19 protein-coding genes are annotated in these 21,359 nt (G+C 47.7%); 13 read left to right on the plus strand and 6 right to left on the minus strand.

The features are described from left to right. Window positions 1-256: 256 nt before the first annotated feature. The 7 genes from AAAT87_RS04600 to AAAT87_RS04630 all read left to right on the plus strand — a co-directional run bounded on the left by AAAT87_RS04600 (window position 257) and on the right by AAAT87_RS04630 (window position 5,164). Complete coding sequence (locus AAAT87_RS04600) at window positions 257-1,135, plus strand: cell division protein FtsX (protein WP_118312654.1); 879 nt, start codon at window positions 257-259, stop codon at window positions 1,133-1,135. A gap of 57 nt (window positions 1,136-1,192) precedes the next feature. Continuing rightward, complete coding sequence (locus AAAT87_RS04605) at window positions 1,193-1,420, plus strand: DUF3098 domain-containing protein (RefSeq protein ID WP_089544002.1); 228 nt, start codon at window positions 1,193-1,195, stop codon at window positions 1,418-1,420. Between the two features lie 32 nt (window positions 1,421-1,452). Then, entirely contained in the window at window positions 1,453-2,298 is an 846-nt protein-coding gene (locus AAAT87_RS04610; RefSeq protein ID WP_349225762.1) for an undecaprenyl-diphosphate phosphatase, read from the plus strand. 9 nt (window positions 2,299-2,307) lie between these two features. Beyond that, entirely contained in the window at window positions 2,308-3,021 is a 714-nt protein-coding gene (gene truB / locus AAAT87_RS04615) for a tRNA pseudouridine(55) synthase TruB (RefSeq protein ID WP_089544000.1), read from the plus strand. A gap of 62 nt (window positions 3,022-3,083) precedes the next feature. Further along, a complete protein-coding gene (gene queA, locus AAAT87_RS04620) occupies window positions 3,084-4,268 on the plus strand; it encodes a tRNA preQ1(34) S-adenosylmethionine ribosyltransferase-isomerase QueA (RefSeq protein ID WP_295025527.1) in 1,185 nt (394 codons plus the stop codon). Between the two features lie 94 nt (window positions 4,269-4,362). Continuing rightward, entirely contained in the window at window positions 4,363-4,770 is a 408-nt protein-coding gene (gene folK, locus AAAT87_RS04625; protein ID WP_349225763.1) for a 2-amino-4-hydroxy-6-hydroxymethyldihydropteridine diphosphokinase, read from the plus strand. A 31-nt stretch (window positions 4,771-4,801) separates the two neighbouring features. Then, window positions 4,802-5,164, plus strand: coding sequence for a T9SS type A sorting domain-containing protein (locus tag AAAT87_RS04630; RefSeq protein ID WP_349225764.1), 363 nt, complete (start codon window positions 4,802-4,804; stop codon window positions 5,162-5,164). Between the two features lie 105 nt (window positions 5,165-5,269). On the opposite strand, the gene rpsO is transcribed toward AAAT87_RS04630, so the two are convergent. Continuing rightward, entirely contained in the window at window positions 5,270-5,539 is a 270-nt protein-coding gene (gene rpsO / locus AAAT87_RS04635) for a 30S ribosomal protein S15 (RefSeq protein WP_022122065.1), read from the minus strand. Between the two features lie 179 nt (window positions 5,540-5,718). Between rpsO and typA the strand changes: the two genes are divergently transcribed. Both typA and AAAT87_RS04645 read left to right on the plus strand, forming a co-directional pair. Next, window positions 5,719-7,521 (plus strand): translational GTPase TypA, encoded by a 1,803-nt coding sequence (typA, locus tag AAAT87_RS04640; RefSeq protein ID WP_349225765.1) that lies wholly within the window; start codon window positions 5,719-5,721, stop codon window positions 7,519-7,521. Window positions 7,522-7,616: 95 nt separating this feature from the next. Beyond that, complete coding sequence (locus AAAT87_RS04645) at window positions 7,617-8,579, plus strand: bile acid:sodium symporter (RefSeq protein ID WP_298529157.1); 963 nt, start codon at window positions 7,617-7,619, stop codon at window positions 8,577-8,579. Window positions 8,580-8,674: 95 nt separating this feature from the next. On the opposite strand, the gene AAAT87_RS04650 is transcribed toward AAAT87_RS04645, so the two are convergent. The 5 genes from AAAT87_RS04650 to AAAT87_RS04670 form a co-directional block, all read right to left on the minus strand. Then, window positions 8,675-9,583 carry a hypothetical protein gene (locus tag AAAT87_RS04650; protein WP_295025332.1) on the minus strand — a complete coding sequence of 303 codons (909 nt, stop codon included), beginning with the start codon at window positions 9,581-9,583 and terminating at the stop codon, window positions 8,675-8,677. A gap of 22 nt (window positions 9,584-9,605) precedes the next feature. Continuing rightward, a complete protein-coding gene (locus AAAT87_RS04655; protein ID WP_349225766.1) occupies window positions 9,606-11,123 on the minus strand; it encodes an alpha-L-fucosidase in 1,518 nt (505 codons plus the stop codon). A gap of 267 nt (window positions 11,124-11,390) precedes the next feature. Continuing rightward, entirely contained in the window at window positions 11,391-11,876 is a 486-nt protein-coding gene (locus tag AAAT87_RS04660) for an S-ribosylhomocysteine lyase (protein WP_217761374.1), read from the minus strand. 115 nt (window positions 11,877-11,991) lie between these two features. Further along, window positions 11,992-12,690 carry a 5'-methylthioadenosine/adenosylhomocysteine nucleosidase gene (locus AAAT87_RS04665; RefSeq protein WP_089543986.1) on the minus strand — a complete coding sequence of 233 codons (699 nt, stop codon included), beginning with the start codon at window positions 12,688-12,690 and terminating at the stop codon, window positions 11,992-11,994. A gap of 134 nt (window positions 12,691-12,824) precedes the next feature. Continuing rightward, window positions 12,825-13,502 carry a porin family protein gene (locus AAAT87_RS04670; protein WP_296972669.1) on the minus strand — a complete coding sequence of 226 codons (678 nt, stop codon included), beginning with the start codon at window positions 13,500-13,502 and terminating at the stop codon, window positions 12,825-12,827. Between the two features lie 200 nt (window positions 13,503-13,702). On the opposite strand from AAAT87_RS04670, the gene AAAT87_RS04675 reads away from it, so the two are divergent. The 4 genes from AAAT87_RS04675 to AAAT87_RS04690 all read left to right on the plus strand — a co-directional run bounded on the left by AAAT87_RS04675 (window position 13,703) and on the right by AAAT87_RS04690 (window position 21,256). Beyond that, window positions 13,703-16,210 (plus strand): YfhO family protein, encoded by a 2,508-nt coding sequence (locus AAAT87_RS04675; RefSeq protein ID WP_349225767.1) that lies wholly within the window; start codon window positions 13,703-13,705, stop codon window positions 16,208-16,210. Window positions 16,211-16,246: 36 nt separating this feature from the next. Next, entirely contained in the window at window positions 16,247-17,089 is an 843-nt protein-coding gene (locus AAAT87_RS04680; protein ID WP_295023866.1) for a GSCFA domain-containing protein, read from the plus strand. Window positions 17,090-17,131: 42 nt separating this feature from the next. After that, entirely contained in the window at window positions 17,132-19,609 is a 2,478-nt protein-coding gene (locus tag AAAT87_RS04685; RefSeq protein WP_349225768.1) for a bifunctional UDP-N-acetylmuramoyl-tripeptide:D-alanyl-D-alanine ligase/alanine racemase, read from the plus strand. A gap of 180 nt (window positions 19,610-19,789) precedes the next feature. Beyond that, window positions 19,790-21,256 carry an MFS transporter gene (locus AAAT87_RS04690; RefSeq protein WP_349225769.1) on the plus strand — a complete coding sequence of 489 codons (1,467 nt, stop codon included), beginning with the start codon at window positions 19,790-19,792 and terminating at the stop codon, window positions 21,254-21,256. Window positions 21,257-21,359: the final 103 nt, after the last annotated feature.

The following is a 21,359-nucleotide window of genomic DNA, read 5'->3' on the forward strand; positions in this document are numbered from 1 at the left end:
TAATGGTAGCAATAAATTCCTCTTATGATATCCACAAATTCTATTAAGGATAGTCGTAATATCAATCTATTCCATCATCCATCACATACTATAATAGATTCAAGCACCTTATGCAGCGAATCTCTCTTCCCTTAATAATTAATAGAATAAATGCAAATAAATGCAATTTTATTTTGTTATCTCTTCGTTTATGTGTATCTTTGCAAACAATTTGGGTAATTATGCCCTTCCGGTCTGAAAATAAATAGATTTAGAAATGAGAAAGAAACAATATAAGCCTCGCAATCATCGTGGATTGCAGGTTGTTACTTTATGCATCAGCACCGCCATGGTGCTTGTTTTGTTGGGATTGGTCATCTTTTCCGTATTGATGGGAAGAAACCTCTCTTCCTATGTCAAGGAGAACCTGGTGGTACAGGTGATGCTGGAGCAGGATGTTACCAATCCTGAGGGCTTGCAGATGTGTAAGCGCCTGAAAGCCCGTCCTTACGTGAAAGGTCTGACCTATATCTCCAAGGAACAGGCTTTGCAGGAGGCTACCCACGATCTGGGTACCAATCCAAGCGAATTTGCCGGTGTGAACCCTTTCCAGCCATCTATCGAAATCACGACACAGGCGGATTATGCCAACAATGATTCCCTGAAGTGGATAGCCAAGGAGCTGAAAAGCTATTCGCGCGTGACGGAAGTAAGTTATCAGCACGACCTGATAGAACAGGTGAACAATTCGCTCACCAAGATAAGCATCGGTCTTCTTATCGTAGCTGCCCTGCTTACCTTTATCTCGTTCTCGCTTATCAACAATACGGTGAGACTGGGCATCTATGCCCGCCGATTCTCCATCCATACCATGAAGCTGGTGGGTGCATCCTGGGGCTTCATCCGCAAGCCTTTCATCAAGAGGGCTGTATCGGTAGGTGTGGTTGCGGCTTTGCTTGCCGATGGTTTCCTCGGTGGATGCCTCTATGCCTGGTCGCTTCACGAGCCGGAACTGGTCAATGTGCTCGGCTGGCAGGAGCTTGCCATCACAGGCGGTTCGGTCTTCCTCTTCGGTATCATCATTACGGCTCTCTGTGCCAATATCTCGGTGAACAAGTTCCTCAAGATGAAGGCGGGAGATCTCTACAAGATTTGATCAGGAGTAAACTTCTGTAAAGTAAACATTAACATTACACATTAAACATTATATATAATGGATAAGAAGAATTTAGCATTTGACAAGATGAACTTCATCTTGTTGGCAATTGGTATGGCAATTGTCATCATCGGTTTCCTCCTGATGAGCGGCGCTGGCTCTAACGAGCACTCTTTCGATGCTGATATTTTCAGTACTCGCCGTATTGTAGTGGCACCAACCGTAACCCTGATTGGCTTCCTCTCTATCATCTATGCGGTTATACGCAAGCCGAAAGACAATTAATAGTTTATTGTTAATATACATATTTAAATTAGATGGATTTTATTCAGACTATCATTATCTCTATCGTAGAGGGATTGACCGAGTTCTTGCCAGTGTCTAGTACAGGTCACATGATTATTGCCGAAAACTTGTTGGGTGTAGATATCCAGGATAAGTTTGTCAACGCCTTCACTGTCATCATCCAGTTTGGTGCCATTCTTTCTGTCATCTGCCTGTATTGGAAGAGATTCTTCTATCCGGATGCAGTGAAGACAGGAGAGAAGACCTATTGGAAGGCGATGTTCGATTTCTATGCCCGCCTGGTGGTTGGTACACTGCCTGCCGTGGTATTGGGTCTTGCCTTCAATGATTTCATCGAGTCAAATCTGGGAAATGTGCAGCTGGTAGGTTGGATGCTTGTCATTGGTGGTGTGTTCATGCTCTTCTGCGATAAGATTTTCAATAAGGGCAGCGAGCAGACTAAGCTTACTTACAAGCGTGCCCTGACCATCGGTTTCATCCAGTGTATTGCGATGATTCCGGGTGTGTCTCGTTCCATGTCAACCATTGTGGGAGGTATGTCTCAGCGACTCACCCGCAAGGCGGCTGCCGAGTTCTCATTCTTCCTGGCTGTGCCTACCATGTTTGGTGCCACCTGCCTGGAGGTTTATAAACTGATTAGCCATGGTGGCGGTTCGTTGCTCACTCAGGGCAACAACCTGGTTACCTTACTCTTAGGTTCAGTGGTATCATTCATCGTTGCTATTCTCGCCATCAAGTTTTTCATCAATTATGTCACCAAGTACGGTTTCGCAGCTTTCGGCTGGTATCGTATTGTTATCGGACTCATCATCATCATCTGCGGCCTTTGCGGTGTAGATATGCAGATGGTTGACTAAAATAAGAATATGGATTTTAGAAAAGGAGAAATTATAGCCATCGACAAGCCTTATCGCATGTCGAGCTTTGGAGCACTGGCACACGTTCGCTATCTGCTCAGCAAGAAACTCGGCTTCAAGGTGAAGATAGGACATGCCGGTACGCTCGATCCCCTTGCTACGGGTGTGTTGGTGCTCTGCACGGGTAAATGTACCAAGCAGATTGAGCAATTGCAGACACATACCAAGGAATATACGGCTACTCTTCAGTTGGGTGCTACCACGGCAAGCTACGATAAGGAGCACAGTGTAAACCATACTTTCCCAACCGAGCACATCACCCGTGAGCTGGTAGAGGAAGTGCTGAAGCAGTTTGTTGGTGAGATTCAGCAGGTTCCGCCTACCTATAGTGCCGTGAAGGTGAATGGTGACCGTTCTTATGCCCTGCGCAGAGCAGGCGAGGAGGTGCAGCTGAAGCCTAAGACCGTGCGTGTGGATGAAATCGAACTCACCGATTACAACGATGAGGAGAAGACGGCAAGCATCCGAGTGGTTTGCGGTAAGGGTACTTACATCCGGTCCCTGGCACGCGACATCGGTCGTGCCCTGGATAGCGGTGCCTTCCTGACAGCCCTCCGCCGTACCAAGGCAGGAAGCTTCTCGGTAGAGAACTGCATCGACTTTGACCATTTCCAGGAATGGCTCGATGCACAGGAGATAGAAGACAGCCTTGCCAATAACTAGGCTCGAATTTCGAAAAATGACATTAATAGTAAATCATCTTAAGAAAGGAGATATAATATCACATGAAACTATCACAATTCAACTTTAAGTTGCCAGCTGCTCAGGTGGCACTTTATCCACATAAGACTAAGCGTGTGGTCAAGACTGCTAGTGGTGAACGTACTTTCGAGATTACCCGTCGTGACGAGTCTCGGCTCATGGTGCTCCACAAGAAGTCTGAAACCATCGATATGTATAAGAAGGACGAGAATGGCAAGGATATGGTGGATGCTGATGGCAATCCAGTATTCCTGCAGTTCAAGGATATCGTCAACTACTTCGAAGAGGGTGATACCTTCATCTTCAATGATACGAAGGTATTCCCAGCCCGCCTTTATGGTACCAAGGAGAAGACTGATGCCAAGATTGAGGTGTTCCTGCTCCGTGAGCTGAATGCCGAGATGCGTCTTTGGGATGTGCTGGTAGAGCCTGCGCGAAAGATCCGTATCGGCAACAAGCTGTTCTTTGATGATGTCAACGAGATGGTAGCCGAGGTAATCGATAATACCACCAGCCGTGGCCGTACCCTCCGTTTCCTCTATGATGAGGATGGCAATCACGATGTCTTCAAGCGTTCGCTCTTTGCTTTGGGTGAGGCTCCGCTTCCTCGCTATATCATCGATGCCCGTGAGGATCATCACGCAACAGAGGATGATATGGACGACTTCCAGTGTGTGTTTGCAGAGAAGGAGGGTGCCGTTACTGCTCCTGCTACAGGTCTTCATTTCTCTCGTGAGTTGATGAAGCGCTTGGAAATCAACGGCATCAACGAGGCTTACATCACCCTGCATTGCGGATTGGGCAACTTCCACGAGATTGAGGTTGAGGACCTTACCAAGCACAAGATGGATTCTGAGCAGATGATTATCTCTAAGGAAGCTTGCGAACTGGTGAATAAGACCAAGCTGGAAGGTCATCGCGTATGCGCCATCGGTACCAGCGTGATGAAGGCTACAGAAACTGCTGTAGGTACAGACGGAATGATGAAGGAGTTTGATGGATGGACCAATAAGTTCATCTTCCCTCCATACGATTTCGGATTGGCAGACTGTGCTGTTGCCAACTTCTATCATCCGGAGTCAATCTTGATGATGTGTACCGCTGCCTTTGGTGGTTACGACCTGGTGTATGAGGCATACAAGAAGGCTGTGAAGAATGGCTATATGTTTGGTTGCTATGGTGACTCACTGTTGATACTTCCAGACTAAATGGTGGAATAAACAGTTTTTGTACATATAGAAATGATTGATATTCAGTAGGTAAACTGAGTTATCCACAGTTTTCGTAAAAGTGTGAATAAGTATGTATAAAGTATATTTAAGCCTTGGCACGAATCTGGGCAACCGGAAGCGTAATATTCGTGAGGCTATCGATAAAATAGGAGAGCAGATTGGTGTGGTAGAGCGCCAGTCTGCTCTTTACGAAACCAAGCCTTGGGGCTATTCTTCTCCCAATGACTTCATCAATTCCTGTGTGATGGTTCTCACCGCCATGGCCCCTCGTCAGGTGTTGGAGGCTACTCAGCGTATAGAGCAGGAGATGGGCAGAATCCTGAAGTCTGTAAATGGGGAATATCACGACCGCATCATCGATATCGACATTCTGATGATAGATGATCTGGTCATCGATGAGCCCGATTTCAAGATTCCTCATCCTTTGATGGAAGAGCGCGATTTCGTGATGAAACCACTGAAAGAGATACTTATGTAATTTGCTATAAGTCAGGCAGAAGGAGAGAACCTTGTATCAGGAGATAAAAGAGGGTGAGGAAATCAAGGTGCAGGCGAACGAGCACGGCAGATACTTCCTGACCCAGACGCGCAGTACTACAGGTATTGAAAATGCCGAGATGGGCGAGAGTGACGTGAAGATCTATTCTCCAGCCCGGGGATTGATCGTCGTATCCAAGGTGAGTGCTCCTCTATTAAATAAGGTGGAGGTTTATACCCTTGATGGAAGACTGGTGGCATCGAGAAAGGCTGAAGGTGCAGCATCTGTCAGCATTCCTGTAGTCTCCACGGCTTCTCCTCAGGAAGTATATATTATTAAGGTATCTAAGCAGGATACCAAAGCTACAATAACCAGAAAGCTTTCTCTCCATTGAGAGAAAGCTTTCTGGTGTTAAACTGAGAAAAAAAGAAAAATCCCATCGTTCTTGCGAGCGATGGGATTTTTAATTCTGTTAAGCAATGTGTCTGCTTTACGCTGATTACTTACGAAGACCGAGGGCCTTGATGATAGCACGATAGCGATTGATGTCGCGATCATACAAGTAATCGAGCAATGCACGACGCTTTCCTACAAGCTGTGTCAACGCACGTGTTGTAGTATAATCTTTACGGTTCTTCTTAACGTGCTCCGTCAAATGAGCAATACGGTATGAGAACAATGCTATCTGGCTCTCAGCTGAACCAGTATCAGAGTTAGACTTTCCGTACTTGCTAAAGATCTCTTCTTTTTTTGCTTTGTCTAAATACATAGCTGTGATACTTAAAATTTAATTATTATGAATGAATGTTATGCACAATAGGACCTTCCTCACGGTGGTTTCCGTTAAAATGCGGTGCAAAGGTACAACTTTTCAGTGAATTATGCAAATTTTTCGGGATTTTTTTGTAATTTTGCACCCAAATTCATTAAGTATTTAAGGTAAACGAAATGCAAGACATTAGAAACATTGCAGTTATTGCACACGTTGACCATGGTAAAACTACCTTGGTTGACAAGATGATGCTCGCCGGTAAGCTGTTCCGTGACGGCCAGGATAACAGCGGCGAAGTGCTCGATTCCAACGACTTGGAGCGCGAGCGTGGTATAACCATTCTCTCAAAGAATGTGTCTATCAATTGGAAAGGTACAAAGATTAATATTCTCGATACTCCAGGACACTCTGACTTCGGTGGTGAGGTGGAGCGCGTGCTCAACATGGCAGACGGATGCCTACTCCTCGTCGATGCTTTCGAGGGTCCGATGCCTCAGACTCGTTTCGTGCTGCAGAAGGCTTTGCAGCTCGGACTGAAGCCTATCGTTGTAGTTAATAAGGTAGATAAGCCTAACTGTCGCCCTGAAGAGGTGTACGAAATGGTGTTCGACCTGATGTGCGACCTCGATGCTACTGAGGAACAGCTTGACTTCACTGTAGTTTACGGTTCGGCAAAGAATGGCTGGATGAGCGATGACTACAACAAGCCAACAGATAACATTGACTATTTGCTCGACAAGATTGTGGAGATTATCCCTGCTCCTAAGCAGTTGGAGGGTACTCCTCAGCTCTTGATCACATCTCTTGATTATAGCTCTTACACCGGTCGTATCGCCGTAGGTCGTGTACACCGTGGTACTTTGAAGGATGGTATGAGCGTAACTATCTGCCATCGTGACGGTAGCCAGGAGAAGACCAAGATCAAGGAACTCCATACCTTCGAGGGTATGGGTCATAAGAAGACAGACCATGTGGATTCTGGTGACATCTGTGCCGTTGTCGGCTTGGAGAAGTTCGAGATTGGTGATACCATCTGCGACTACGAGAACCCAGAGCCACTTCCTCCAATCGCTGTAGATGAGCCTACCATGAGTATGCTCTTCACCATCAACGATTCTCCTTTCTTCGGTAAGGAGGGTAAGTTCTGTACATCACGCCACATTCAGGACCGCCTGAACAAGGAGTTGGAGAAGAACCTGGCTCTTCGTGTTCAGCCTTACGAGGACACCACTGATAAGTGGATTGTTTCTGGTCGTGGTGTGCTCCATCTTTCTGTGCTCATCGAGACCATGCGTCGCGAGGGCTATGAGCTCCAGGTAGGTCAGCCTCAGGTTATCTACAAGGAGATTGATGGCGTGAAGTGTGAGCCTATCGAGGAGTTGACCATCAATGTTCCGGAGGAGTTTGCTTCTAAGATGATTGATATGGTTACCCGCCGTAAGGGTGATATGACCTCTATGCTGAACATGGGCGAGCGTGTGGATATCGAGTTCGATATTCCTTCACGTGGTATCATCGGTCTTCGTACCAATGTGCTCACTGCTTCTCAGGGTGAGGCTATCATGGCTCACCGCTTCAAGGAGTATCAGCCATACAAGGGCGAGATTACCCGCCGTTCCAACGGTAGCATGATTGCGCTGGAGACTGGTACAGCCTATGCTTACGCCATCGATAAGCTGCAGGATCGCGGTAAGTTCTTCATCGACCCAGGTGAGGAGGTTTACGGCGGCGAGGTTGTTGGTGAGCATGTTCACGACAACGACCTGGTGGTTAATGTAACCAAGGCAAAGCAGTTGACCAACGTCCGTGCTTCTGGTTCTGACGACAAGGCTCGCGTGATTCCAAAGACCGTGATGAGCCTTGAGGAGTGCCTGGAGTACATCCGTGAGGATGAGTACGTAGAGGTAACTCCTAAGAGTATGCGTATGCGCAAGGTGATTCTCGATCACTTGGAGCGCAAGCGTAGTAATAAGGATTAAGCTATAGCTTATATATAAATGGATCCGTGAGAATTCCCCTCTAGCCGATTGCCTAGGCAGTCTGCTTGCAGGGGATTCTTTTTTAATGTATGCGTATGTGGTTGTGGAAATTCTTTAGAAAGTTTTCTTTGCCCTGTTCTCTGGTATTGGGAGCCGTGGGCTATCTGATCTTCGCCAATGTTCCTTTCCTGGAACCTTTGGGCGATGCGGTGGGACCGAAGCTGGTGGATATGATGCCGGTGGTGCTCTTTGCCTTGCTCTATGTTACCTTCTGTAAGATTGAAATCAAGGAGATGAAACCGAAAGCTTGGCATTTCATCCTGCAGCTCATCCGAACCAGTCTGGCACTGATGATGGTGGTGCTTATCTTCGAATTCGGAGATAATTATGAAACCAAGCTGGTGCTCGAAGGTGCTTTCATCTGTTTTATCTGTCCTACGGCGGCTGCCGTGGCTGTGGTGACGGAGAAGTTAGGTGGAAGCATCGGTTCGCTGACTACCTATACGGTGATAGCCAATGTCTTTACGATGGTGATTATTCCTAGTCTTTTCCCGATGGTGGAGAAGGGGGCAGATGTTTCCTTTCTTTTTATGAGTGCGATGGTGTTCAGAAACGTAACCACGGTACTGGTGGTACCTTTGCTCCTGGCTTTGCTGAGCCGCAAGTTTCTGCCTAAGTGGGTGGATAAGGTGAAGAGCGTGAAGGATCTGGGCTTCTATATGTGGTGCTTCAACCTTACTATCCTGATGGGCGAGACGGTTCGTAATATCCTTCATGCCGAGGTTTCGGGGTGGATTCTTGCCTTGCTGCTCATTGTTCCGCTCTTTGTCTGTCTCATCCAGTTTGCCATCGGTAAGGCGGTGGGCAGACATTATGATGCGAGCATCAGTGCCGGTCAGGCTTTGGGACAGAAGAATACCATTGTGGGCATCTGGCTCACTCTTACTTTCCTCAATCCGCTTGCCGCCGTGGCACCGGGTGCCTATGTGGTTTGGCAGAACCTGGTGAATGGCTGGCAGCTATGGTATAAGGAGAAATACGGAAGACTGAAATGGTAGATGTAAGAGAAAACAGAAATAATGGAAATATAAAAAAACAGCTTGGAATCTCCCATGAAATTCCAAGCTGTTTTTTATATGAATGTATCTGATCTTTATTTGCTTGTCGAGATAAATATGCACTCGATGGTTACGTTGCCATCCATCCATTTGGCTGGAATGGTATAGGTGCCATCCTTGGCGATATCTGTCTTCTTGAGTGATTCTACCTGATCACCATGGGTGATGGTAAAGTCACCGTAGGTGAATCCTGGAGCAGGAACCATCTTCACCTTGAATGGCTTGCCGTATGCCACCTTGTGGTTGTTGAGGGTGGTGCCGTCTGCTGCGGTCACCATACCGTTGCGGTTAGCCTCGGTTACAGAAACAAACTCACTGTGAGCCTTCTTCTTGGCTGTACCTTCACTCTTCAGCAAGGTGATGCGTGGAGCGTTGGTCAGGTGGATATTGATGTCATCGATATAGACCAGGGCATCCTCCTTCATCTCATGAGGAGACTCTGCGTGAGGAACCACTACCAGACTATAGATATCCACACCCTCGGCACTCTTAATAGGGAACACGGCATCAGCCCACTGTCCTGCAGGAACAGGAGTGGTTGACTTGATCCAGAACTGCTCTACTTCCTGCGACTGTCCGGATCTGTCTCTACGCTTTCCGAGACCTACCAGCATCACTCTGCCTTCCATCGGACGGTTGATCAGTACGTGAACTACTTTTCCGGATGGACCGAGTGCAATCGGCTTCTTCAGATCTATTCTTGCACCGAAGATGTTGGAAGCCAGTCGTGAACGCTGGAAGCCGAGCACCTTCTTGTTAGGATTGTTGGTGAGATCAGGATTATCCACAACCTCGCAGTTGCCCGCCAGTTCTCCTGTGCGGAATGGGGAATGCTCCCATCTGTCGTAAACTCCCACGGATTTGTAATCCTGGGTGTCGAACTTAATTTCTTGTCCCATTGCAGCCAATGGTAACAAACACAATGCTATGAGTAATTTCTTCATGTTCGTAGTGTAGAGTCAAAGTTTAAAATACTTTAATGGAATGTAACAATGGGCAAGCCTTGCTGTCGTCGATGACAACCTTCAGGCCTTTCACCTGATAACCCTTGCCGTAACTGTCGGATGTGCTGCCGTTCAACGGGATGATGCGCTTGTATCCGATGGTGGTAGTGGTGCACTTCTCTGCGATTGGTTTCCATGTCTTTCCGTCTTCAGAGATTTCGATATGGAACTTTCTTACTCGCTGACCCTTGCGGATGTATTCCATCATATCCACATAGCGAACGGTCTGTGACTTGTCCCAGTTGAAGGTGATGGTAGCCTGCTTCACGCCGTCATCAGTAGCCCAATAGGTATTCTTGTTGTTATCGGTCAGGTTCTTGGCTGCATAGTTGCGATTGGCACCAGCCTTTCGGGTGTTGCTTACACTAACCTTTGCCTTCTGAGCCAGGTCCTTGCCCAGACGGGTGCGAATCATATTACCCATATCCTTGAGCACGCGCACGTCGATGTCAGGCAGCAGACCCGTCTTGTCTGGAGGGCAGTTCAAGATCAAGGTAGCATTTCTGCCTACCGTCTCCAGATACATCTGGAAGAGGCGCTCTACAGAGAGAGGCTTCTCGCCCTCGTGCCAGAACCATCCCTTGTCGGTGAACTTGGCATCGCTCTCACCTGGGTCCCACTGCCAGCCGTCCTCGGTACCATACATACCGTTGCTTTCTGGTGCATAGCCTCTTTCGTCGGTGAGCCAGTTGGTTTCGCCAGCCCATCCTGCCTCGTTGCCGATCCATCTTGCCTCAGCACCCACCCCCCAGAGGATGATGTCTGGACAAACCTTGTGGATAGAGTCTCTGAGGTTAGGAATGTCATAATAGGTAGAACGGTCTACGTTTACGGTCGTATTGCGTCCGCCGTAGTATCCGTCGCCACCGTTGGCACCATCAAACCACATTTCAAACTGGTCTTTGCCATACTGTGCCAACTCCGCGCACTGGCGGAGGAAAACGTCGTTGACATATTTCTCAGTACCGTAGTATTGGCTGTTTCTGTCCCATGGAGAAACATAGAAACCATACTTCATTCCCAAGCTTCGGGCAGCCTTGGCAAAGTCGCGGGGAATGTTGGTGGTCTTACCGTTCTCATTGCCGGCATTGACGATGGAATGGTCAGTAGTAGATGTAGGCCAGAGGCAGAAACCGTCATGATGCTTGACTACGGCGATACCGCCCTTCATGCCAGCAGCCTTTACAGCCTTGAGCCATTGAGTAGGGTTAGGCTTCTTGGTAGGTGCAAAAAGGGTTACGTCTTCACTTCCCAAGCCCCATTCTCTGTTGGTATAGGTGTTCATTCCGTAATGGAAGAAGGCATAGAATTCTGTCTCCTGCCATTTCATCTGGCGATCGCTAGGAACAGGGAACACAGCTGTAGGCTCGTTGTCCGGATTAGGCAACGACTGCTGCTTAACTTGGAATACACTCTGAGAGTGGCCAGCCATGGTAGACATGATGAAGGTCACTCCAAACAAAACTTTTTTGATGTTCATAGTTGTTGTATTAAAATCGATACACTTTATTCTTGCCATAAAAAGAAGTTGATAATTGTTAGTTATTGTCGTTATTGGTGATTGTCGTTAATATATATATTATCTTTTGCAAAGATAATGCAAACGAGCGCAATGAAAGCTAGCTTTCAAATTGCCGAGTGTAGCTTATCTTATGCAAAGATATGAGTTTTCGGAAAAGTTTCAAAACTTTTCTGGTTAATTAAATATAAACGCCCGCAATTTGTGGTTGCGGGCGGTCATATATGATTAATCCTGTGTAGGATAAATCAAGTTAGCTTCTGTGATACAGTTGAGCACCTCTTCGAGATATTTCTTCGATTCGTACTTAGCCATAGGCAGGTCGTGGAGCAGATAATTGCCGCAATCCTTGGCTGCCTGTCCAGGAATTTCGCCTTCGAAATCGGCAATGAACTGGAAAGTACGCTTCATCAGTTCTACGATGTCCTTGCTCTCCAGGTCGCCACGGATGAGGAGGTAGTTACCGGTGAGGCATCCCATTGGTCCCCAATAGATGATGCGGTCTTTCCACTCTTCGTCGTTGCGCAGGTAGGTGGCTGCCAGATGTTCGATGGTATGGATGGCACCGTTGTGGAGGCAAGGCTCCTGGTTAGGCACCTTCATGCGGATATCGAAGGTTGTGATGACTTCTCCGCCTACTTCGTCCTTGCGGCTTACGTAGATGCCGCGGAGCAACTTGTTATGATTGATAGTAAAACTTGGAATCTTATTCATCTTTTTTATAATGTTGAGTGTTGAATGTTGAGTGTTGAATGTTGAGTGTTGAATGTTGAGTGTTGAATGTTGAGTGAAGAATCATTCAACATTCAACACTCAACATTCAACACTTCTAAAGACTTTCGAGAAAAGCCTTGGTAACATTGAATGATCCTTCTGCCATTTTAGCCCAGAAGTCGAAGTACTGCTGTGCCTTGGTATCCTTCAAAGGTACATCGCTGATGATGCGGAAGGAGATGAAAGGAGTCTTGTAGATGTGGCAGGTCTGTGCGATGGAGCAGCTTTCCATATCCACAGCCATAGCGTGAGGGAAGTGCTCCAGGATAGATCGCATCTTCTCCTTGCTATCTACGAACCATTCTCCGCTTACAATCTGTCCGGCATGAATCTTTGGATGCTGGTTGTCTGGCTGTTCATTGATGGCAAGTGCCTTTTCTACATACTCCTTAGGGGTCTTGAAGAGGGCAGGCATACCGAGAATCTGTCCATACTCGCATTCGTCACCGCAGTAAGCATCGTGATATACACAGTCGGTAGCTACCACCACTTCGGTAACATTGAGGTTGATGTCAGCGCCTCCAGCCACACCCGAAGAGATGACGAGGTCTGGGTGGTAATTATCAATCATTTCCACAGCTCCGATGGCGCTGTTCACCTTTCCGATGCCGCACTGCTGCATCACGACTTCATTTTCGCCGATCTTTCCGATGACGAAGTCCTTATGATTCTTTCGCTCAGTCTGCGATTCTGTCAATAATGTCTTGAGTTGCGTGAACTCCTTGTCCATCGCAACGATAATTCCTATTTTCATATCGATTTATTTCTATTCTGGGTGCAAAGTTACAAAATAAATCCCATAAAAAAACATTTCCCCACCTATATTTTATAATAGGCAGAGAAATGTTACAAGATGATATTGCAAACTGCGAAAAATGTATGGTTCTATTAGAAGTTCACTCCGAAATTGAGCAAGAGGGCTCCATTATGCGATTTGTCAAAACTGTCGTGGCAGATGTTGGCAAGGCCGATGTCGTAGGTGAGGTCAGCATAGAACATATCGTAGCCGATGCCGCAACCGATGCGCAGACCGCCATCCAGGCGGCGGAAGTTGTCGCTGCGGAAGGAACTCTGGGCCTCTCGCTCGGCAAAGTTCTTGATCTTGCCACCTACACCTACAGCGAAGTAACCGCCGAATTGTGGCTGGATGGAGAAGTGGTCATCTACATCATACTTGTATTTCAGCACCGCAGGAATCTGCAGGTAGTTGAGGTCGTAGGTCATCTTCTTGCCGGAAACCAGATCTTTCTTGCCACCTTTTTCTATATAGGAGAGACCTGTCTCCAGATACAGAGGCGCTGTATCCGTAAGCGGAATGCCGGCAACAACGCCTACGTTGAGGCCCGTCTGCCAGTCACCGCCATCCAGACGGGAATCATCCGAATTCACGTAGGTGAATGCCGGACCGATTCGGAAACCGAAGTATGGAGCACTGTAACTGTGGTTGTATCTGTAGTCGAGATGTCCCGTCTTCTTGTTGTAATATCTACTATTCTTATAGTTCTGAGCTGTTGATGGTATCACTGCCAGGAGTATTGCCATCATGATAAATGCGATTCTTTTCATATTGATGTGATTTTAATTATTATCTGGTGCAAAGGTATGGATTTTCGGTCATCTTGCAGCGTGAGAATCCCTATAATGATAGGGAAAAACCCTATTGCGTCTTTTCTTCGATAAAAAAAGTAAAAAGTTTCTTCTATTATTTTGTAGTGTCTTCATTTCTCATTATCTTTGCACCAAATTATAAACGTTTATAGAAAAAGATGAAATTATTGAAGAAGTATCTACTGGATATTCTGGTAGTGATTGTTTTTGCAGTGATCTCTTTCGTGTACTTCATGCCTGCCGACATGGACGGACGAATTCTGTTCCGACACGACTCGGCGGCGAGCAAGGGATTGGGACATGAGAAAGAGCTTTTCCAACAGCAGACTGGCGAGACAACCCGTTGGACCAACTCTGTGTTTGGTGGTATGCCAACCTATCAGATGTCGCCTTCGTACGGCAGTACCCAGGTGCTCAGTCAGGTAACGAAGGCTTATCATCTGTGGCTGCCTGATTATGTATGGTATGTGTTTGTCTATCTCCTGGGCTTTTATATCATGCTCCGTGCCTTCGATTTCCGACAATCGCTGGCGGCGCTGGGTTCCATCATCTGGGCATTCTCATCCTACTTCTTTATTATCATTGCTGCAGGTCATATCTGGAAGGTATGGGCTTTGGCCTATCTGCCTCCTATGATTGCGGGTGTGGTACTGGTTTATCGGGGTAAGTATCTGAAAGGTCTGCTCCTCACCGCCATTTTCTCGGCTTTCGAGGTGAATGCCAACCACGTGCAGATGACCTATTATTATCTCTTCATCATCCTCTTCATGGTGATTGCCTTCTTGGTAGATGCCATCAAGAAGGGGGAACTCGCCCGCTTCGGCAAGGCGACTGCGGTATGTGCCGTGGGTGCCCTCATCGGTATCTCGCTCAACCTCTCCAACCTGTATCATACCTGGCAGTATGGTCAGGAAACCATGCGTGGAAAGAGCGAACTGGTGAAGAAGAATACTGCCAACCAGACCAGCAGTGGTTTGGATAGAGACTATATCACCCAGTGGAGCTATGGTATTGATGAGACCTGGACGCTCCTGATTCCTGATGCCAAGGGTGGTGCTTCCGTACCTCTCGCCCAGAATACGCAGGCGATGGAGAAGGCGGATCCTAACTTCGTGCAGATTTATCAGCAGCTCGGACAGTACTGGGGCAACCAGCCTGGTACGAGCGGTCCTGTATATGTAGGAGCATTCGTATGTATGCTCTTCATTCTCGGTTTGTTTATTGTCAAGGGTCCGATGAAGTGGGCATTGCTGGCTGCCACCATCCTGAGCATCCTGCTCTCCTGGGGTAGAAACTTCATGCCGTTCACCGATTTCTTCCTTGATTACATTCCGATGTATGCCAAGTTCCGAACGGTGGCTTCTATCCTCGTGATAGCCGAGTTCACCATTCCGTTGCTTGCCATGATGGCTTTGAAGAAAATCATTGATGAGCCGGAGATACTCACCAGTAAGATCAAACTGGTATATGCCAGCTTTGGTCTGACGGCAGGCTTCTGTCTGCTCTTTGCCCTGATGCCGAGTGTCTTCTTCCCTGATTTCATTTCCGTTCAGGAAACTCAGGCGTTGCAGCAGTTGCCGGCAGAATACCAGGGACCGCTCATGAGCAATCTCATCGAGATTCGCAAGAGCATCTTTACTTCTGATTGCTGGCGCTCGTTCTGGGTCATCGTCATCGGTTCAGCCTTCCTGCTGCTTTACAAGATGAAGAAGTTGGGTGCTGAGTATATGATTGCCGGCATCGCCGTACTCTGTCTCGTAGATATGTGGATGGTGAACAAGCGTTATCTCTACGATGATATGTTCGTAGATAAGAACGTGCGCGATACTCCTCAGCAGATGACGGAGACCGATAAGATTATCTGCCGCGACAAGGCGCTCGATTACCGTGTGCTCAATCTCGCTTCCAATACCTTCAATGAGAACGAGACCTCTTATTACCACAAGAGCATCGGCGGTTATCATCCTGCCAAGCTCCGTCGCTATCAGGAGATGATTGATGCACATATCGCTCCTGAGATGCAGAAGACGATGAAGGCTGTGGCTGAGGCAGGTGGTGATATGACCAAGGTGAATGGCGACAGTATTTTCCCTGTATTGAACATGCTCAATACCAAATACTTCATCCTGCCTTTGCAGGGCGGTCAGACGGTTCCAGTACAGAATCCATACGCCTACGGCAATGCCTGGTTCGTGGATGAGGTGCAGTATGTCAACAATGCCAATGAGGAGATTGATGGCGTGGGCAAGGTCAACCTCCGTCATGTGGCGGTGGCTGATGCCAAGTTCAAGGAGCAGCTGGCTCAGAGCGTGAAGCAGGATGATACTTCGGTGGTGAAGATGATCCAGTATAAGCCAAACAACCTCACCTACGAGGTGAAGTCGAGTAAGGGTGGCGTCATCGTCTTCTCAGAGATTTACTATCCTGGATGGACTGCTACCGTAGATGATCAGCCTGTAGAACTGGGACGTGTGGATTATATCCTCCGTGCCATCAACGTGAAGCCGGGCAACCACAAGGTGGTACTCGATTTCCATCCTCAGTCGCTCAAGAATACTGAGATGGTAGCTTATATCGGCTATGGTGTTCTTGTACTCCTTATTATAATAGGTATAGGAGTGGAAATCAAGAAGCGCAAGAAGACTGCTGAGGCAGCGAAGGAATAAAATAGAGGTCGTAAAGGAATAAAGACGAAAAGACAGATGCTGTTTCGAACAGAAATTGATATTCCGAAGGCCGACTTCGAGATACAGCCGGCAGAGCAGATGCTCTTCGTGGGCAGTTGCTTTGCCGACAATCTGGGTCGCCGATTCGTGGAGAATCGCTTCCGTGCCACGGTGAATCCCTTCGGTGTGATGTATAATCCGGCAAGCATTCTCCATACGGTAGAGAAATGCGCCGGGGTGCATCCTCGTGTGGCAGTCTTTACGTTGGGTACGAATCACGTGTATATTCTGAAGGAAACGGGCGAGATTGTGGATAACTGCCAGAAGCGCCCCCAGCGCCTTTTCGAGGAAAGGGAACTGAGTGTAGAGGAATGTGCTGCGTATCTGCAAAAGGCGATTGATTTGCTGAAACAACGAGGTTTGAAAGATGAAACATCGGAAGATGAAGCTTTCGATACCGGCTTGAAGGTAATCATAACCGTAAGCCCCATCCGTTATGCCAAATACGGCTATCATGGAAGTCAGCTTTCGAAGGCTACGCTTCAGTTGGCTGCAGACCGCTTGGTGAAGGCGAATCCTGGTGTGTCGAGCTATTTTCCAGCTTACGAAATCATGAACGATGAACTTCGTGATTACCGTTTCTACAAGGAAGATATGCTGCACCCGAGCGATCAGGCAGTAGAATATATCTGGGAGAAATTCCGGGAAACCTATTTCGGCAAGGCTGCCGAGCTGTTCCTGGAAGACTGGCGTCCCATCCGGGAAGCCCTCGGACACAAGCCCTTCAACCCCGATAGCGAGGAACATCAGAAGTTCATCGCCAGAACGGAAGAAAGGAAAAGATGGTTCGAGAAAAAGTATGGATTAGTGGCGGGCTGAAAGCCCAAAAGCATAATATAGAACATTTAAAGTATTAAGACAATGACATATACTATTGAAAAGGTAACCACACTGATAGGTGCGCGTCGCTATGGAGACAATGATACCAACATCGGTTTTATCCTGACCGATAGTCGTTCTCTTTGTTTCCCAGAGGAAACTCTGTTTTTTGCACTCAAGTCTGAGCGCAATGATGGTCATAACTACATCCCTGAACTGTATCGTAGAGGTGTGAAAAACTTTGTGGTAACTGATGTCCCTAAAGGCTATGCTTCTGATTATCCGGAGGCTAACTTCCTGAAGGTGGTCAATACGTTGGAGGCTCTTCAGCGTCTGGCTGAACGCCATCGTGATGAATTCAATATCCCTATCGTGGGTATTACGGGTTCCAACGGCAAGACGATGGTCAAGGAGTGGCTCTATCAGCTGCTCTCGCCAAGCATGTTCGTTACCCGCAGCCCTCGCAGTTACAATTCCCAGATAGGTGTGCCATTGTCTGTCTGGCTGATGAACGAGCAGACCCAGGTAGGTGTCTTCGAGGCGGGTATCAGTCAGCCTGGCGAGATGCTTGCCCTCCGTGACATCATCCAGCCTACCATCGCCGTTCTTACCAATGTGGGTTCAGCCCATCAGGAGAACTTCTCTTCCCTGGAGGAGAAGTGCCGTGAGAAGCTCATCCTCTTCCATGATGCTGAAACCGTGGTTTATGATGGCGATGATGAGGTGATTACCAAGGTGGTGGCTGAATATCCTGATTATAAAGGCGAAAAACTCTTCTGGTCGCTCCAGAACCCTGAGGCTCCTTTCTATGTCAAGAAGATTGAGAAGCAGCAGAGCGTGAGCGTCATCACCTATATATATAAAGGTGTAGAAGATAGCTTCTCCATTCCTTTCATCGATGATGCTTCCATCCAGAACTCCATCATCTGTGCTGCTGTCGCTTCCAAGATCGGACTCTCTGCCGAGGATATCGACAAGCGTATGGCACAGCTCGAACCGGTTGCGATGCGACTGGAGGTAAAGGTGGGGCAGCATGGCTGTACACTCATCAACGACAGTTACAACAGCGATATCAACTCACTCGACATCGCTCTCGACTTCATGAACCGCCGTCCTGATCATCGTGGTCGTCGCCATACTTTGATCTTGAGTGATATCTATCAGAGCGGTCAGACTCCCGAGGCGCTATATAAAGAGGTGAGCGATCTTGCCCGCAAGCGTGGCGTAGTGAAGTTCATCGGTATCGGTCCGGAACTCTGCAAACAGCATGATACGATTCAGATTTCAGAAAAGTTCTTCTTCCCGAATGTGGAGGAGTTTATCAATAGCGAGGTCTTTGCCTCCCTCCGCGATGAGGTCATCCTCTTGAAGGGTGCCCGCCAGTTTGGTTTCGATCAGCTTACCGAACTGCTGGTGCAGAAGGTGCATGAAACCACCCTCGAGGTCAACCTGAATGCGGTGGTTGCCAACCTCAACTACTACCGTGCCTTCATGAAGCCGGAAACCAAACTGGTCTGCATGATCAAGGCGGATGGCTATGGCGCTGGAGCGGTAGAGATTGCCAAGACCCTGCAGGATCATCGTGTAGATTATCTGGCTGTGGCTGTTGCCGATGAGGGTGTCACCCTTCGCAAGAACGGTATCACCAGCAACATCATGATCATGAACCCGGAAATGACAGCCTTCAAGACCATGTTCGATTACGACCTGGAGCCTGAGGTATATTCTTTCCGATTGCTCGATGCGCTCATCAAGGCTGCAGAGAAGGAGGGTGTTACAGGATTCCCTGTTCACATCAAGCTCGATACCGGTATGCATCGCATGGGCTTCGATCCTGAAAACGATATGGAGGAGCTTATCGGTAAGCTGAAGCATCAGAATGCCATCATCCCTCGTTCTGTCTTCTCTCACTTCGTGGGAAGCGATGACGATAGTTTCGATGACTTCTCTGCCCATCAGTTTGAACTCTTCGATAAGGGAAGCCGACAGTTGCAGGCTGCCTTCGACCATAAGATCCTGCGCCATATCTGCAATTCGGCAGGTATCGAGCACTTCCCGGAGCGCCAGTTGGATATGTGCCGCCTGGGTCTCGGACTCTATGGCATCAACTCCCGCAACAACAAGACCATCAACTGCGTGAGCACCCTGAAGACTACCATTCTCCAGATGCACAACGTGAAGGCGGGCGATAGTGTGGGCTACAGTCGCAAGACCATCCTCGATAAGGACAGTGTCATCGCTGCCATTCCTATCGGATATGCTGATGGCTTGAACCGCCGTCTCGGCAATCGCCATGCCTACTGTCTGGTCAATGGTAAGAAGGCAGATTATGTAGGCAACATCTGTATGGATGTGGCGATGATTGATGTCACCGGCATCAACTGTAAGGAAGGTGATAGCGTGGAAATCTTCGGCGAGCATCTTCCTGTTCAGGTGTTGAGTGATATTCTGGAGACAATTCCTTACGAAGTGCTGACCACCATCAGCAACCGAGTGAAGAGGGTTTATTACCAGGATTAAGCGTGAAAAGAAGCGTTGCTGGCGACAATAAATCGTGCAAAAACGTATAAAAAACGATAAATCCCATCCGAAAAGTTCGGATGGGATTCTTTTTTACGTAATTTTTTCCATTAAAACGTATTGAATATGAATAAAAAAGTGTATCTTTGCAACCAACAAATCATCTAAAAACTAAGGCAAATGAGTCCTATTTCAACGAGTAAAATGTCCAACTTCCGTTGGGTAATCTGTGCGTTGCTTTTCATTGCTACCACAGTCAATTACATGGACCGTCAGGTTCTGTCATTAACATGGAAAGACTTCATCGCTCCAGAATTCCACTGGACTGATGACGACTATGGTACGATTACCGGTCTTTTCTCAATCTTCTATGCCATCGCCAACCTCTTTGCAGGTAAGTTCGTGGATTGGATGGGTACCAAGAAGGGTTATCTCATCGCCATCTTCGTATGGTCAACCGGTGCTGTGATGCACGCAGGTTGCGGTTGGGTAGCTATGCAGATCGAGGGTTACGATTCTATCGAGGCACTCCGCCTGGTACAGGCTGGCAGTGATGCAGCTGTAGCTATTGCCACCATCAGTGTATGGTTGTTCCTCTCTTGCCGCTTGATTCTTGCTGTGGGTGAGGCTGGTAACTTCCCTGCAGCCATCAAGGTAACCGCTGAGTATTTCCCAAAGAAAGACCGTGCTTTCTCTACAGCTATCTTCAACAGTGGTGCATCTGTTGGTGCCTTGGCAGCTCCAGCTACCATTCCATTGCTGGCTCGCTGCATGGGCTGGGAGTGGGCTTTCTTCATCATCGGTGTGCTCGGTTATGTATGGATGGGTCTCTGGGTGTGGCTTTATGAGAAGCCTTCTCAGAGCAAGCATGTAAACAAGGCTGAGCTTACTTACATTGAGCAGGATGAAGATATGGAGAAGGTTGAGGCTGAGAAAGCTGAGACTGTAGAGGCTTCTGAGGAGAAGACAATCGGCTTCCTCAAGTGTTTCAGCTATCGCCAGACCTGGTCGTTCATCGTGGGTAAGTTGATGACCGATGGTGTATGGTGGTTCTTCCTCTTCTGGGCTCCTGCTTACTTCTCTGATCAGTATGGTTACTCTTCAGACTCTGGTATGGGTATCGCCCTCATTTTCACTCTTTATGCGATTGTTACGGTATTGAGTATTGGTGGCGGTTATTTGCCAACCTATTTTGTAGATAAGAAGGGGATGAATCCATATATCGGTAGAATGCGTGCGATGTTGATCTTCGCTTGCTTCCCATTGCTCGGTCTGATAGCTCAGCCTATGGGTGAGTACAGTGCATGGTGGCCAGCTGTCATCATCGGTTTGCTCGGTGCTGGTCATCAGGCTTGGTCTGCCAACCTCTATTCTACCATCGGTGATATGTTCCCTAAGTCAACTGTGGCTACCATCACTGGTATCGGTACCATGGCGGGTGGTATCGGTTCTTTCCTCATCAACAAGGGTTCCGGTATGCTCTTCACCTACGCAGAGGGGCAGGGTTCTGCCTTCACCTTCATGGGCTTCGATGGCAAGCCAGGTGCTTATATGATTGTATTCTGCATCTGCAGCGTGGCTTACCTCGTAGGCTGGTGTAGCATGAAGGCATTGGTGCCTAAGTACAAGCCAATCGTCGTTGAGTAGTTTTTGCCCCTAAAATACGCAAGAATAAATAAATTGGTTTAAAATATTTGCACGTATGATTTTTTTTTGTAACTTTGCACAAAACTTAGTATATTACTTAAAC

Origin of the sequence: Segatella sinensis (assembly GCF_040095255.1) — a bacterium.
Classification (GTDB): domain Bacteria; phylum Bacteroidota; class Bacteroidia; order Bacteroidales; family Bacteroidaceae; genus Prevotella; species Prevotella sinensis.